Source organism: Sphingomonas sp. LC-1 (assembly GCF_025371035.1).
Lineage (GTDB): Bacteria > Pseudomonadota > Alphaproteobacteria > Sphingomonadales > Sphingomonadaceae > Sphingomonas > Sphingomonas sanguinis_E.
On record NZ_JANZXB010000001.1, the window covers coordinates 185,943 to 200,831 of the forward strand.

The window sequence follows — 14,889 nt, forward strand, 5'->3', positions numbered from 1 at the left end:
ATGACCAAGCGGCTGCTGCTGATCCCCATCGCGCTGGGCCTGCTGGCCAATGCCGAACCGAACGATCCCGACCCCGCGCTGATCCCGCCGCAGATCCGCGCGATGCTGGAGGCGGCGATCGCCAGCGGGAATGAGAACGACATCACCACCGTCGTCCGCTATGCGCGCAATGCCGTGCCCGAGGCCGCCGATGCGATCGACGCGATGGCCGATGTGTGGCGCGACGAAAAGACCGCGAGCCGCAGCCGCACCCTGCGCGAGGCGACCTTTTTCGACCTGTGGCACGGCCGTGTCGAACTGGGCGGCTTCGCGACCACCGGGAACAGCCAGAATATCGGCCTGACCGGCGTGGTCGACCTGACCCGCGAGGGGCTGCAATGGCGACACAAGCTTCACCTGCAGGGCGATTATCAGGAAAGCTTCGACGTCACGAGCCGCGAACATTATGTCGCCTCCTACGAGCCGAACTTCAAACTGAACGCCAACAACTATGTCTATGGCGCCGCGCAATATGAAAGCGACCGGTTCCTGGGCTATTTCAACCGTTTCTCGGCCTCGGCAGGGGCGGGCTACAGCGCGATCCGCAAGCCCAACATGACGCTGGACGTGGAACTGGGCCCAGCCTTCCGTCATACGGAGTTCACCGACGACCGCATCGAGAGCGCCCTGGCGGCGCGCGGCAATCTGAACTTCACCTGGAAGTTGACCCCCGCCATCTCGTTCAACCAGACCGCCTCGGCCTATCTGCAACGGTTCAACAGCACGGTCGGCACCAACTCCGCGCTCAACGCCAAGGTGTTCGGGCCGCTATCGGCGCAGTTTTCCTACAACGTCCAATATGAAAGCGAGCCGCCGCTCGGCCGCCAGACGACCGACACGATCACCCGCGCATCGGTGGTCTACAGCTTCTGACCGGCGCGGGGGTTCACCTGCCCCCCTTCCATGGCCTAGGCTGTCGTCATGGACAGTCTGAACAGGATCGAACGGGACGCGGTCGCGTCCGCCGCCGCTTACCCCATGCTGGCGCTGACAGAGCAATGGTCGGCGATCAACAGCGGCACGCGCAACCTGCCCGGACTGGCGATCATGGCCGATCATCTGGCGGAACGTTTCGGCACCTTGCCCGGCGTCCTGACCATGGTCGCGCCCGACCCGGTCGAGCGGGTCGGCCCCGATGGACGTCCGGTGCCGATCGAGCATGGCCGGCACCTGCATCTCTCGGTCCGTCCCGACGCGCCCGTGCGGATGCTGTTCACCGGCCATATGGACACCGTCTATCCGGTCGACCATCCCTTTCAGGCGGTGACGCGGATCGACGCGAACCGGCTGGGCGGGCCCGGCGTCGCGGATATGAAGGGCGGGCTGGCGGTGTTGCTGGCCGCGCTTCACGCGGTGGAGGAGAGCCCGCTGGCCGATCGGCTGGGCTATGACGTGCTCATTAATTCGGACGAGGAAACCGGTTCCGCCTCGTCGGCGGCGCTGATCTCCCGACTGGCGGCGGGTAAGGTCGCCGCGCTGACCTATGAGCCTGCGCTGCCCGACGGCACGCTGGCGGGCGCACGTGGCGGCACCGGCAACTTCACCATCGTCGTGCGCGGACGCAGCGCCCATGCGGGCCGCAATCCCGAGGAGGGCCGCAACGCCCTCGTCGCCGCCGCGCGCATCACGCTGGAACTCAGCCGGTTGGCGGCGGAGGACATCACCGTCAACCCGGCGCGGATCGATGGCGGCGGGCCCAACAATGTCGTGCCCGACCTCGCCATGCTCCAGGTCAATTTCCGCCCGCGCGCGCTGGCGGCGATCGAACGGACCGGCCCCGCTATGAAGGCGATCGCAGAGCGTATCGCCGCCGAGCATGAGGTGGGCGTCGAAATCCATGGCAGCTTTAACCGACCGCCCAAGCCGATCGACGACGGCGCGGCGGCGTTGTTCGAGACGGTGCGTAGCGCGGGTGCCGATCTGGGCCTGTCGATCGGCTGGCGGGCGACCGGCGGGGTATGCGACGGCAACAATATCGCGGCGGCCGGCGTGCCGGTTGTCGACACCATGGGCGTTCGCGGCGGCGCGATCCACTCGCCGGACGAATATATGCTGATCGACAGCCTGGCCGAGCGGGCGGGCTTGTCCACCCTGACGATCCTGCGCATCATCGGTGCCGCATGACCAGCTTTCGCATCCGTGCCGCCGTCGACAGCGACCTTCGTCACCTTTACGAAATGGCCAAGCTCACAGGCGGCGGCTTCACCAACCTGCCCCCCGACCGCCGCGCGCTGACCGCCAAGCTGGCACGCAGCCATGAGGCCTTCGCACGGGAGTCGGACGGCGGCATCCAGGACGAGCTGTTCGTCCTGATGCTGGAGGACCGCGCCACCGGCGACGTTCGCGGCACCTGCCAGATCTTCACCCGTGTCGGGCAGAAACATCCTTTCTACAGCTATCGCATCGGCACTCTGACCCAGCATAGCCGCGAACTCGACCGGACCTTTCGCGCCGAGATGCTGTCGCTGACCACCGACCTGGAGGGCGCGAGCGAGGTGGGCGGGTTGTTCCTCCACCCCGGCGAGCGGGCGGGCGGCTTGGGCCTGCTGCTTGCCCGCAGCCGCTATCTGTTCATGCGCGCCAACCGCGCGCGCTTCGCCGACCGGGTGTTGGCGGAACTTCGCGGCGTGATCGACGAGGCGGGGGGATCGCCTTTCTGGGATGGGCTGGCGGGCCGTTTCTTCGGAATGAATTTCCAGCAGGCGGACGAATTCAACGCCATTCATGGGCACCAGTTCATCGCCGACCTGATGCCCAAGCATCCGATCTACACCGCCATGCTGACCGAGACGGCCCGCGCCGCGATCGGCCTGCCCCACCCTTCGGGCCGCGCGGCGATGCGAATGCTGGAAAATGAGGGGTTCGCCTTCGAACATTATATCGACATCTTCGATGGCGGTCCGACCATGACGGCGCGGACCGATCAGGTTCGAACGATCCGCGATGCACGCGAAAGCAGGGTCGTCGGTATCGACGTCCATTCGGGGCGCGAGGCACTGGTCGCGGTCGGGCGGCTGGCCGACTTCCGCTGCGCCTTGGGCGAGATACGCGACGGGGACGGCGGAGTCATCGTCTCCGAAGACACCGCGCAGACGCTCGACCTGTCGGTCGGCGACACCGTCCTGCATATCGATCGGTAAGGATCATGCTGAAAGAGATCAACTTCGACGGCATCATCGGCCCCAGCCATAATTATGCCGGGCTCAGCCATGGCAATCTGGCCGCTACCCGCAATGCGGGCAGGACCTCGCATCCCCGCGCCGCCGCGTTGCAGGGGATCGCGAAGATGCGCGCCAATCTCGCTTTGGGATTGGTGCAGGGTATCTTTCTGCCACATCCTCGCCCCGATCGGCCTTGGCTCGAACGACTGGCGACGGATTATGACGCGGCCGGCCCGGTGCTCAAGGCACAGGCGCTGTCGGCCTCGGCGATGTGGGCGGCCAATGCCGCGACCGTTTCCCCCGCCCCCGACAGCCGGGACGGGCGGTGCCATTTGACCGTCGCCAACCTGCTGACCATGCCGCATCGCAGCCATGAATGGCCCGCGACCCTGGCGCAGCTTCGCCTCGCCTTCGCCGACCCGGCCTTTGTCGTGCATTCGCCCGTCCCCGCACCGTTCGGGGACGAGGGCGCGGCGAACCATATGCGGCTGTGCTCAGCGCATGACCGGCCGGGCGTCGAGGTCTTCGTCTATGGCGAAACCGGCGGCCCCTTCCCCGCGCGCCAGCACCGCCAGGCCTGTGAGGCGGTGTCGCGCGCGCATCGCCTGTCCCCCGACCGCGTGCTGTTCGCGCGCCAGTCGGAGGCGGCGATCGCGGCGGGAGCCTTTCACAACGATGTGGTCGCCGTCGCCAACGAGCGGGTGTTGTTCGCGCACGAACAGGCCTTTGCCGACCCCGCCCGTCTCTATGCCGATCTGCGCAGCATCATGCCCGAGGTGGAGATCGTCGAGGTTCCCGCCGCCCGCGTCAGCCTGGAGGATGCGATCGCATCCTATCTGTTCAACGCGCAGCTCGTGACCCCGCCGGGCGGCGAGCCGACCCTGATCCTGCCGCAGGAAGCGCGCGACAACGAACCCGTCTGGTCGTGGTTGCAGCACCATGTCGCGGGCAACGGCCCGATCCGGCGGCTGGAGGTGGTGAATGTCCGCGAGTCGATGGCGAATGGCGGGGGACCGGCCTGTCTTCGCCTGCGCGTCGTGGCCGATCCCGCGACGATCGATCCGCGCTTCCTGGTCGATCCTGCCCGGCTCGACCGGATCGCCGCGGTCATCGAGGCGCATTGGCCCGAATCGATCGACCCGGACGAGATCGGCGATCCGGCGCTGATCCAGCGGATCGAAACGGCGCGCACCGCACTGCTCACCGAACTCGACTGTCTCATATTGGCTTCGACTTGACGCTTGGCCTTTGGGTCGTGCGGTGGTGTAACCGTGCCCATGTGGTCCCGCATCGTCGCCCTGTTCACGATCAAGACGAAGTTCGAGGCATTTCTCGTCATCTATGGGCTCGGGCTCGGCGCGGTCGAGCGGGGGATGCATTATCTATCGGCCTATCCGGGCTGGCCGGGCCGGATCCTGTTCCTTGCCTGCCCCATCGCGGTGTTCATGGCAGGGTCCCGAATCCTGGACTCGCTGGAGCGGGACTATCGTGATTGACAGGATAAGTTGGTCGCACGGTTCGCTGGCGACATTATCTGACAATCCGATGACTGGCCTAACTCACCTGCAACGCCTCGAAGCCGAGAGCATCCATATCCTGCGCGAAGTGGTCGCCGAGACGGAGCGGCGGGTAATGCTCTATTCGGTGGGCAAGGATTCGGCGGTGATGCTGCACCTTGCCAAAAAGGCATTCTTCCCGGCACGCCCGCCCTTCCCCCTGCTCCATGTCGACACGACCTGGAAGTTCCGGGCGATGTACGAACTCCGCAACCGTGCAGCCGAGGAAGCGGGCATGGAGCTGATCGTCCACCGCAATCCGGAGGCCGAGGCACTGGGGATCAACCCTTTCGACCATGGCAGCCGCCACACCGATATGTGGAAAACCGAAGGGCTCAAGCAGGCGCTGACCGCTGGCGGCTATGACGCGGCCTTCGGCGGCGCACGGCGCGACGAGGAGAAGAGCCGCGCCAAGGAGCGCGTCTTCTCCTTCCGCTCGGCCGCGCATGGCTGGGACCCCAAGGCACAGCGCCCCGAATTGTGGAACCTCTACAATAGCCGCATCCACAAGGGGGAGAGCATCCGCGTCTTCCCGCTGTCCAACTGGACCGAACTCGATATCTGGCAGTATATCCTGCAGGAAGGCATCGAGATCGTGCCGCTCTATTTCGCCGCCCCACGCCCGACGGTGGAGCGCGACGGCCTGTTGCTGATGGTCGATGACGACCGCTTCCAGTTCCGCCCCGGCGAGGTGCCGGTGGATCGCTCGATCCGCTTCCGCACGCTCGGCTGCTACCCGCTGACCGGCGCGGTGGAAAGCGAGGCGGCAACGCTGTCCGAAGTGATCCAGGAGATGCTGCTGACCACGACGTCGGAGCGACAGGGGCGTGCGATCGATCACGATCAGGCCGCCAGTATGGAGAAGAAGAAGCGCGAGGGATATTTCTGATGACCGCCTATCAACCCGACGCGCTGATCGCCGCCGATATCGACGCCTATCTCGCCACCCACGCCGCCAAGTCGATGCTGCGCTTCATCACCTGCGGCTCGGTCGATGACGGCAAGTCGACGCTAATCGGGCGGCTGCTCTACGATTCCAAGACGATCTTCGAGGATCAGCTGAGCCAGCTCGAGGCGGACAGCCGCCGGGTCGGTACGCAGGGGCAGAATATCGACTTCGCGCTGCTGGTCGACGGCCTCGCCGCCGAGCGCGAACAGGGCATCACCATTGATGTCGCGTACCGCTTTTTCGCGACAGAGAAGCGCAAGTTCATCGTCGCCGATACGCCGGGCCACGAGCAATATACCCGCAACATGGTGACGGGCGCCTCGACCGCCGACCTGGCGGTGATCCTGATCGACGCGCGCAAGGGCGTGCTGACCCAGACGCGGCGGCACAGCTATCTGGCGCATCTGGTCGGGATCAAGGAGATCGTGCTGGCGGTCAACAAGATGGATCTGGTCGGCCATGACCAGTCCGTCTTCGACGCCATTGTTGCCGACTATGCCGCCTTCGCGAAGACCATCGGGATCGAACACTTCAACGCCATCCCTCTGTCGGGGCTGACCGGCGCGAATGTGACCACGCCTTCACCCGACATGCCCTGGTATGAGGGCCCCGCGCTGCTCCCGCATCTGGAGACGGTGGCGATCGACGGCGACCGCGCGGTGGTCGCGTCGTTCCGTATGCCGGTCCAGTGGGTCAACCGACCCGATCTCGATTTCCGCGGCTTTGCGGGCCTGATCGCCAGCGGTCGGGTCAGCGTCAGCGACCGCGTCCGGATCGCGCCCTCGGGTCGCACGACCAGCATAGCGCGGATCGTCACCTTTGACGGCGACCGCGAAGAGGCGATTGCGGGCGAGGCGGTGACCTTGGTGCTGGCGGAGGAAGTGGACTGCTCGCGCGGCGACGTGATCGCCGCGGCCGAGGACCCGCCCGAAATCGCGGACCAGTTCGTCGCCACCATCGTCTGGATGGCCGATGCGGCCATGGTGCCGGGGCGCAGCTATTCGCTCAAGCTCGGTACGCAGGTGGTCGGCGCGACCGTCCAGCCGCCGCGTCATGTGATCGACGTGAACAGCCAGGAACAGCGTCCCGCCGACACGCTGGCGCTCAACGATATCGGCCTGGCAGAGGTCTATGCCGACCGCCCCATCGTGTTCGAGCCCTATGATAAGGGCAGTGCATTGGGCGGGTTCATCCTGATCGACCGCGCGACCAACGCGACGGTCGCAGCAGGGATGGTCGATCACGCACTGCGCCGCGCCCAGAATGTCCATTGGCAGTCGGCGGTCATCACCCGCGAGGCCCATGCCCGGCAAAAGGGCCAGACGCCCAAGGTCCTGTGGTTCACCGGCCTGTCGGGATCGGGCAAGTCGACCATCGCCAATCTGGTCGAGCAGAAGCTCCACAGCATGGGCCGCCACAGCTTCCTGCTGGACGGCGACAATATCCGCCATGGCCTGAACCGCGACTTGGACTTCTCCGAAGCCGGGCGGGTGGAGAATATCCGCCGGGTGGGCGAGGTTGCCAAGCTGATGGCGGATGCGGGACTGATCGTGCTCACCGCCTTCATCTCGCCCTTCCGGGCCGAGCGGGACATGGTCCGAGCGCTGCTTCCTGCGGGCGAGTTCATCGAAATCTTCGTCGACACGCCGCTGGCCGTGGCGGAGGATCGCGACGTGAAGGGCCTTTATGCCAAGGCGCGCGCGGGTGAGATCGCCGAGTTTACCGGTATCTCCAGCCCCTATGAGGCTCCAGAGCGACCCGAAATGCGGATCGACACGACCAAGGAGACGGCGGAGGAAGCGGCCAGCCGGATCGTCGAGCGGGTCCTGGGCATCTGGAGCTACGACCTGTGAGCGACGCCGAACTCGCCCGGTCGGTCGCCGTCGAGGCCGGCGAACTGCTCAGGCACCTGCGCGCTTCGAGCGGGCTGGAGGGTAAGGCATTGGGGGCGCTGGGCGACCGGGACGCCAACATGCTGATCCTCGATCGGCTGCGCGCCGCACGACCGGACGACTTCATCCTGTCCGAAGAGTCGGTCGACGACCGCGCCCGCTGCGCCGCGCGGCGGGTGTGGATCGTCGATCCGCTCGACGGAACCCGCGAATATGCTACCGGCTCGGACGAATGGGCGGTCCATATCGGACTGGCAATCGATGGTAGCCCGGCACTGGGTGCGGTGGCGGTGCCCGACCGGCGTCAGGTTTTCGCGACCGACGACCTGCCTCCCCGACATGACCCCTGCCCGGTCGGACTGCGCGTCGTCGTCAGCCGCAGCCGGGCCCCCGACATCGCACGCTGCGTCGGCGACCGGCTGGGCGCGACACTGATCCCGATGGGTTCGGCGGGCGCGAAGGCGATGGCCGTGGTCGAGGGGCGTGCCGATGTGTATCTGCATGACGGCGGGCAATATGAATGGGACAATTGCGCGCCCGCCGCCGTCGCGCTTGCCGCCGGCCTTCACGCCTCGCGGATCGACGGACGACCGCTCGTCTATAACTGTGAGAATCCGCTGCTCCCCGACCTGCTGATCTGTCGGCAGGAGGTCGCCGGACTGGTCCTCGACGCCATCGCCAAGGGGTAAGGCGTTTGCGCCTTGGCCGTCATGATCCGTGTTATGTCACCGACATTTCCTGGGCGCGTGACCTTGTAACGTCACATGGGCTGGTCCATGGGCGTGCGATGCTGCGGCCGTTACCCTATCCTGATGCCTTCGCGGGGCGGATCGCGCGATGACACTGATCCCCCTGGCGTTCGGCTTGGCGGCGATGATGGCGACGCTGGCGGGCGGGATGCTTGCGCTGCGTCTGCGCCACCGGATCGGCATCGTGCTGGGCGTCACCGCGGGGATCGTCGTCGGCGTCGCGCTGTTCGATCTGGTGCCCGAGGCGCTGGAGTTGGCGGGCGATCGCTGGGCGGTGCGACAGTTGATGGGGTTCACCGCCATGGGGCTGGCGGGTTACATGCTGCTCGACCGCGCGCTGGCGCGGATACCGCGTACGGCAGCGGCGTCGTGGCGCGGCGATCTCGGCCCGGCAATGCTTTGCCTGCACAGCATGATGGATGGACTGGGCATCGGCCTGGCGTTTCAGATCGACACGGCGGCGGGCTGGATGATCGCGCTGGCGGTGCTGACGCATGACGTGGCGGACGGGGTGAATACCGTCAGCCTCAGCCTGGCCGCGCGATCGGAAGCGGCGGCGCGGCGCTGGCTGCTCCTGAACGGCGCAGCCCCGATGCTGGGTGTGCTGATCGGGCTGGGCATCTCCATCCCGGCATCGATGCTCGCCCCGCTGATGGCGCTGTTCGCCGGCGTCTTCCTGTATATCGGCGCGTGCGAACTGGTGCCGCGCAGCCAGTCGCTCGATCCCCGCTTCCGGACCAGCATCGCCACCATTGCGGGCATCCTGCTGATGCTGGGCGTCACCCACTTCGCCCATTGAAGCATCGCCGCCGGGGAAGGGTGTTCCGGCGACGATGCTCCCTTGACCGACAGGGTGTCAGGCGGGTTCGGCGGCCTGCGCCGCTGCGTTGGTGCCGCCTTCGGCCATGCCGGTTAGCTTTTCGTCGGTCGCCTTCTCTTCGGCCAATGTCTCGTCGAGGATCGCCGCGCAGTCGCTGCGGCCCAACTGACGCGCCCAGGAGACCAAAGTGCCGTAGCGGGCGATCTCATAATGCTCGACAGCCTGGGCGGCGGCGATCAGCGCGGCGTCGAGAACGCGCTTGTCGGCGACTTCGCCCGCCACCTCATTGGCTTCCTTGATGATACCGTCGATCGCCGGGCAGGTGACGGCCTTCGGCGTCTCCCCATGCATTTCGAATACCTGTTCCAGACGACGGATCTGCCCTTCGGTTTCGCGCAGATGTTGCTCGAACCCCGCCTTGAGCTGCGGATCGGTCGCCTTCTCGATCATCTTGGGCAGCGCCTTGGTGATCTGATGCTCGGCATAATAGATGTCTTGAAGCTGATGGACGAACAGGTCGTTCAGCGTCGCGATGTCCTTGGTGAATAGGCCCATGATCCGTCTCCTCGAGGTTATCGGTCGGCCGAGCCGGGCTCGGCGATCTTGCGATGCGCTTCGGCCAGCACCGATTGCGGCACCACGCCAGACCCGGCGACCTGCAGCTTGTTCTTCAGTCCGGTGGTAATATGCCCCTCGCCCGCCATCATCGCGTTCCAACCCTTGCGGGCGACCTCGGCGGGGTCGTCCTTCTTGCTCTGCCCGACATTGGTGTCGAGCATGTCGGCGCGGGCGAAAAACTCGGTCTCGGTCGGCCCAGGCATCAGCGTGGTCAGGGTGACGCCCTTTTCCTCCTTCAACTCGTTGCGCAGCGCCTCGGTGAAGTTGTCGATGAACGCCTTGGTCGCGTTGTAGATCGCATTGAAGGGGCCGGGGATGAAGCCGACGATCGAGCCGGTGACCAATACCCTGCCCTCGCCCTGTCGGACCATCGCCGACAGCACGCGCTGAAGGATATAGACGGTGCCCGTGACATTGGTATCGATCGACCGCCGCCAATCCTCCAGCGACTGGTCAAGGAAGCCGCCGCCCTTGCTGTTGCCCGCATTGGCGCACAACACGTCGATCCGCCGTCCGTCCGCCGCCGCGAGCAGCGTGTCCACGCCCTCCAGCGTCGCCAGATCGGCCTCGACCGGCTGGACCCGTGCACCCTCGGCCGCCAGCTTGCTCGCGGCGGTATGGATGGCGGGCTCATCCGCGACGATCAACAGGTCATAGCCCGCCTTCGCCGCGCACATCGCCAGATGATAGCCGATGCCTGTCGAGGCACCGGTCACGATCGCGAATTTTTCTGCCATGATGCGTTTCCTTACTGACCGGGCTTCAGCACGATCTTGGTCACTTCATTCTGCTTGTCATGGAACATCCGATAGCCATCAGGCGCCTGTTCCAGCGGCAGGCGGTGCGAGATGAGGAAGGTCGTGTCGATCTTCTCCTCCATGATCGCGTCGAGCAGGCCCGGCAGGTAATGTTGGACATGGGTCTGCCCGGTCTTGAGCGTCAGCCCCTTCTGCATCACCGCGCCGAGCGGAAATTTGTCGACGAAGCCGCCATAGACGGCCGGCATCGACACGCGCCCGCCCTTGCGGCACGCCAGGATCGCCTGGCGGATGGCATGGATGCGGTCGGTGCCCAGGAAGGTCGATGCCTTGATCTGGTCGATGGCATTGTCGACGAACAGGCCGTGCGCCTCCAGCCCGACCGAGTCGATGACGGCATCGGGCCCGATCCCGCCGGTCATCACCATCAGCGCATCATAGGTCGCGCTTTCCTCGAAATTGATCGTCTCGGCGCCGAACTGGCGGGCGAGCTCCAACCGGTGCGGAAAGTGGTCGATCGCGATCACCCGCTCCGCCCCCATCAGGAACGCCGACTGCACTGCGAACAGACCGACCGGGCCGCATCCCCAGACGGCGACCGTATCGCCCGGCTCGATCTGGGCATTCTCCGCCGCCATCCAGCCGGTGGGCAGGATGTCGGAGAGGAACAGCACCTTTTCGTCGTCCACTCCCTCGGGAATGACGATCGGCCCAGTGTCGCTGAACGGCACGCGGACATATTCCGCCTGCCCGCCCGCATAGCCGCCGGTCATGTGGCTATAGCCGAACAGCCCGGCCATGGGATGGCCGTAGAGCTCGCGCGCAATATCCTGATTGTCGGCGGGCAGGCCGTTTTCGCAGCCAGAATATTGATGCTTGCCGCAATGATAGCAGGAGCCGCACGCGATGGTGAACGGCACCACCACCTTCTGCCCCTTTTTCAGCGTGGAGCCCGAGCCCGTCTCGACTACCTCGCCCATGAATTCATGGCCGAGAATGTCGCCTGACTTCATGGTCGGGATATAGCCGTCATAAAGATGCAGGTCGGACCCGCAAATGGCGGTCGCCGTCACCTTGATGATCGCATCGCGCGGATTGACGATTTCGGGATCGTCCACATTGTCGATGCGAACGTCATGCTTGCCGTGCCAGGTCAGTGCCTTCATGCGCCCTGCTCCTCAAGCTGTTTTGGGTTCATCGCATTGGTCGCGACCTCGCCGGTCTCCATCAGTTGCTTGAAGCGCGCCAGGTCGCGGCGGACCTGGATATTGGGCTCGCGCTGAAAGAGTTTGGCGACCAGCTTGCCGATCACGCCTGCGGGCGGATCATAGAGGATGGTGGCGGAGACGACGGTGCCCCGGGCGCCCGCGTCGCGAAAGGTCACCCGACCCGAATTGGCGATATCGGCACCCTCGGCAGACGCCCAGGCGATCAGCGACCCTTCAGTCTCTTCAGTGACGATCGCATCCCATTCGACGGTGGCGCCACCCGGTGCCTTGACCACCCAATGGGAGCGCTTGGTATCGAGCACGTCGATCCGCTCGACATTCTCCATCACGCTGGCAAGGTTGGAAAAATCGCGCCACCAGGCGAACAGATCGGCGGCGGGGCGGTTGATCGTCACCGCCCATGCCGCCAGAGTGTCGCCGCGATCCTCGATCGCTTCGTTCGTCGTGATCCTGACGGCGGCGGCGCTGTCTTTCGACGTGGACAGGGGCGCATCGTCATAGGGTCTGTCGGCGATGTCCGGCATAAGCCATTCTCCTAATTCCTTGCCCCGGACAGCGTCGGATGAGGGTGGTTGTTCCTTAATTAATGATGTTTTTCCAATATCTTGATGAACATCAATGATCCGGTGCTGCGGTGCGCACCGCCGTCGTGCCTACATACCGGACACCCGAATCTGCGCCCGGCCGACCTTGCGGGCCAGGCTCTTGGGGTCCGGGATCGTCATCGACCGCGACGACCAGATCAGATCGCCCGCCCGTCTCGCCGCCTGGAGCATCCGGTTCACATGCACCGCCGTCAGCCCCAGCGCATCCGCCAGCGTTTCCTGCGTGATCGGCAGTTCGAAACTGCGCCCCTGCGCCAGTTCGCCCATGGTCAGCCGCTCCTGCAACTCCAGCATGAGGTCGCCGATCCGCTCCATCGCGTTCATCCGGCCCAGCCGCGCGATCTGCGCCAGCAGAAAGGCCTCGTCCAGCGCATGAGCGACCGCATAGGCCTCGTCCAGCGCGGGACTCGTCCCCCAGGCGGGTGGGACGCAGGTGGTGACTTCGGTCAGCGTGATGACGCTGGTTGGGGCGACCGGCTTCTGATGCTGGTAAAGCCCGATCACATCGCCCGGCAGCAGGAAGTTCAGGAATTGCCGCCGCCCATCGAGCAGGATGCGCACCCGCGCCGCCCAGCCGGACAGGATCAGGTGCGGGCTGGCAATATCCCGCCCCTCGACCATCAGGTCGCGACGGGGTCGGAACAGTTGCGGCCGGGCCATCGCGTCTAGCAGCGCGGACTCGGCGGCCTTGTCCAGGACGGCCAGTCGCGCAAGGCGACTAAATGCCGGCAGCGAATTCCCAAGCGGGCGAGCCAGGCCGTACATCATGGCTTTTTCTCCGCACGCGTGAAGCCCGCCCGATTCTTCCGTCCCGGATGGAATAGAAACGGCGCCTGGTCTGTCCGAACATGCGAGATGGGTCGGCTAGGATTCATCGCAAACTATCCTCATCGCGCCGCCGACCCGTCACGGTCGCACGGCGATGGCGATGACGCGACGCACGTCACCGAGACTGACAATATTGGGGGCTCGACGGAGCCGAACCGTTGGCAGTTCCCTGGATCAGCTTGCCATCACGGTCATGGCAGGCAGATTGAGCACCACCGGAGTTTTCCGTCCACAAGGACTACGAACAACCGTGCGGCACGCTCCATAATTCACATCAATATTACGCATTTTTCGAGCGTTAGGTATATTTTCGGGGCCGAGCGACCCGGAAATGCATTGCATTCGGACCTACGGCGCGGGCGTCCCGGCCCGCACCGCGTGTGGTGGATGAGACATTCCCTTTGTCCAAACACGCCCTATGGTGCGCGCCTTTTACCTCCAAGAGGCCTTGCCATGCGTTTCGCGAACCTGACCCGCCAGCCCGACGATCCCTTGTTGCGGATCATCGGCCAGCACGCCGCCGACCCTCGCGCCGACAAGATCGACCTGGGCGTCGGCGTGTTTCGCGATGAGGAAGGTCGCACCCCGGTGATGACCGCCGTCAAAGCCGCCGAGACCCGCCTGCTCGCCGAACAGCCCAGCAAGTCCTATCTCGGGCCCGAAGGCGATACCGGCTTCGTACGTGCGCTGGGAAGGCTGGTGGTCGCAGACACCGTATCCGCCGATCGCATCGTCGGTCTACAGACCCCCGGCGGCACCGGGGCGCTGCGCCTCTGCGCAGAGTTGCTCGCCCGCGCCGGTGTGCCGCGTATCTGGATCGGCAGCCCGAGTTGGGCCAACCACGCGCCGCTGTTCCGCCAGGCCGGGGTCGAGCCTGCGATGATCCCTTGTTACGATCTCACCGCCCAGCTCTTCGATCTGTCAGGTTTTCTGAAGGGACTGGACGGCGCGACGGCGGGCGATGCGGTGCTGCTGCACGGATGCTGCCACAATCCGATCGGGATCGATCCCGACGCCGCCGGATGGGCGGCCATCGCGGAGCATGTTGCGGCCCGGTCGCTGACGCCCGTGGTCGACCTAGCCTATCAGGGGCTGGGCGACGGGTTCGACCAGGATGCGGCGGGTGCGCGTACGATCCTGGCGGCAGTGCCCGAGGCGCTGCTTGCCTATTCCTGCGACAAGAATTTCGGCCTCTATCGCGAGCGGACCGGCGCGCTGTTCGCGCTGTCGCCGGACGCCGGGACCGGCGCGGTGGTGTTGTCCAACCTGTTGGCGCTGGCGCGGGCCAACTGGTCGATGCCGCCCGATCACGGCGCGGCGGTCGTCCGCCTCATCCTGGAGGACGAGGCCCTGACCCGCGAATGGCGGGACGAACTGGAAACGATGCGGCAACGGCTAGAAGGCCTGCGCTCGACGCTGGCGGCGGGGGGCCGGATCGGCGCGATCGATCTGGGCGCGGTGGCGCATGGCAAGGGTATGTTCGCAACGCTGCCCCTCTCACCCTCGCAGGTCGAATGGCTTCGGGACCGCCACGGCATCTATATGGCCGGGTCGGGCCGGATCAACATCGCCGGCTTCAACAGCGCAGCGATCGGACGCTTCCATGCGGCGCTGCGGGACATGGCGGCGAACGGGGTGGCCTGAACCGCGCCCCTATAGGGGAATATAAACAGAAAAGGGGGCGC

General features: G+C 65.6%; 15 protein-coding genes. 10 read left to right on the forward strand and 5 right to left on the reverse strand.

The genetic code is table 11. From position 1 onward, the window contains the following. From NZL82_RS00850 to NZL82_RS00890, 9 genes are all read left to right on the forward strand, one after another. Entirely contained in the window at nt 1–912 is a 912-nt protein-coding gene (locus NZL82_RS00850) for a YdiY family protein (RefSeq protein WP_261267891.1), read from the forward strand. Between the two features lie 48 nt (nt 913–960). Then, entirely contained in the window at nt 961–2,163 is a 1,203-nt protein-coding gene (locus NZL82_RS00855; RefSeq protein WP_261267892.1) for a hydrolase, read from the forward strand. Beyond that, entirely contained in the window at nt 2,160–3,179 is a 1,020-nt protein-coding gene (locus tag NZL82_RS00860) for an arginine N-succinyltransferase (RefSeq protein WP_261267893.1), read from the forward strand. Before NZL82_RS00855 ends, NZL82_RS00860 begins: the two co-directional genes overlap by 4 nt. 5 nt (nt 3,180–3,184) lie before the next feature. Next, the gene (locus NZL82_RS00865) at nt 3,185–4,438 is read left to right on the forward strand and encodes an N-succinylarginine dihydrolase (RefSeq protein WP_261267894.1); all 1,254 of its coding nucleotides are present in this window, start codon (nt 3,185–3,187) and stop codon (nt 4,436–4,438) included. Nucleotides 4,439–4,477: 39 nt separating this feature from the next. Continuing rightward, nucleotides 4,478–4,696, forward strand: a complete 219-nt coding sequence (locus NZL82_RS00870) for a hypothetical protein (RefSeq protein ID WP_261267895.1) — start codon at nt 4,478–4,480, stop codon at nt 4,694–4,696. A 49-nt stretch (nt 4,697–4,745) separates the two neighbouring features. Beyond that, the gene (cysD, locus tag NZL82_RS00875) at nt 4,746–5,645 is read left to right on the forward strand and encodes a sulfate adenylyltransferase subunit CysD (protein WP_261267896.1); all 900 of its coding nucleotides are present in this window, start codon (nt 4,746–4,748) and stop codon (nt 5,643–5,645) included. Next, nucleotides 5,645–7,558, forward strand: coding sequence for a sulfate adenylyltransferase subunit CysN (gene cysN / locus NZL82_RS00880; RefSeq protein WP_261267897.1), 1,914 nt, complete (start codon nt 5,645–5,647; stop codon nt 7,556–7,558). The genes cysD and cysN overlap by 1 nt, the downstream gene beginning before the upstream one ends. After that, nucleotides 7,555–8,286 (forward strand): 3'(2'),5'-bisphosphate nucleotidase CysQ, encoded by a 732-nt coding sequence (locus NZL82_RS00885; RefSeq protein ID WP_261267898.1) that lies wholly within the window; start codon nt 7,555–7,557, stop codon nt 8,284–8,286. The genes cysN and NZL82_RS00885 overlap by 4 nt, the downstream gene beginning before the upstream one ends. A 148-nt stretch (nt 8,287–8,434) precedes the next feature. Beyond that, a complete protein-coding gene (locus NZL82_RS00890) occupies nt 8,435–9,145 on the forward strand; it encodes a ZIP family metal transporter (RefSeq protein WP_261267899.1) in 711 nt (236 codons plus the stop codon). A gap of 57 nt (nt 9,146–9,202) precedes the next feature. Here the strand turns inward: NZL82_RS00890 and NZL82_RS00895 are convergent, their stop codons facing one another. The 5 genes from NZL82_RS00895 to NZL82_RS00915 all read right to left on the reverse strand — a co-directional run bounded on the left by NZL82_RS00895 (nt 9,203) and on the right by NZL82_RS00915 (nt 13,144). Then, entirely contained in the window at nt 9,203–9,721 is a 519-nt protein-coding gene (locus NZL82_RS00895) for a ferritin-like domain-containing protein (protein ID WP_261267900.1), read from the reverse strand. Nucleotides 9,722–9,738: 17 nt separating this feature from the next. Further along, complete coding sequence (locus tag NZL82_RS00900) at nt 9,739–10,521, reverse strand: SDR family oxidoreductase (RefSeq protein ID WP_261267901.1); 783 nt, start codon at nt 10,519–10,521, stop codon at nt 9,739–9,741. An 11-nt stretch (nt 10,522–10,532) separates the two neighbouring features. Next, nucleotides 10,533–11,708 carry a zinc-dependent alcohol dehydrogenase gene (locus tag NZL82_RS00905; protein WP_261267902.1) on the reverse strand — a complete coding sequence of 392 codons (1,176 nt, stop codon included), beginning with the start codon at nt 11,706–11,708 and terminating at the stop codon, nt 10,533–10,535. Beyond that, nucleotides 11,705–12,295: an SRPBCC family protein gene (locus NZL82_RS00910; protein WP_261267903.1), complete on the reverse strand. Its 591-nt coding sequence runs from the start codon at nt 12,293–12,295 to the stop codon at nt 11,705–11,707. Before NZL82_RS00910 ends, NZL82_RS00905 begins: the two co-directional genes overlap by 4 nt. 129 nt (nt 12,296–12,424) lie before the next feature. Beyond that, on the reverse strand, nt 12,425–13,144 hold the full coding sequence (locus NZL82_RS00915; RefSeq protein ID WP_261267904.1) for a Crp/Fnr family transcriptional regulator: 720 nt from the start codon (nt 13,142–13,144) through the stop codon (nt 12,425–12,427). Between the two features lie 513 nt (nt 13,145–13,657). On the opposite strand from NZL82_RS00915, the gene NZL82_RS00920 reads away from it, so the two are divergent. After that, on the forward strand, nt 13,658–14,848 hold the full coding sequence (locus NZL82_RS00920; protein ID WP_261267905.1) for an aromatic amino acid transaminase: 1,191 nt from the start codon (nt 13,658–13,660) through the stop codon (nt 14,846–14,848). The last annotated feature ends 41 nt before the right edge of the window (nt 14,849–14,889 follow it).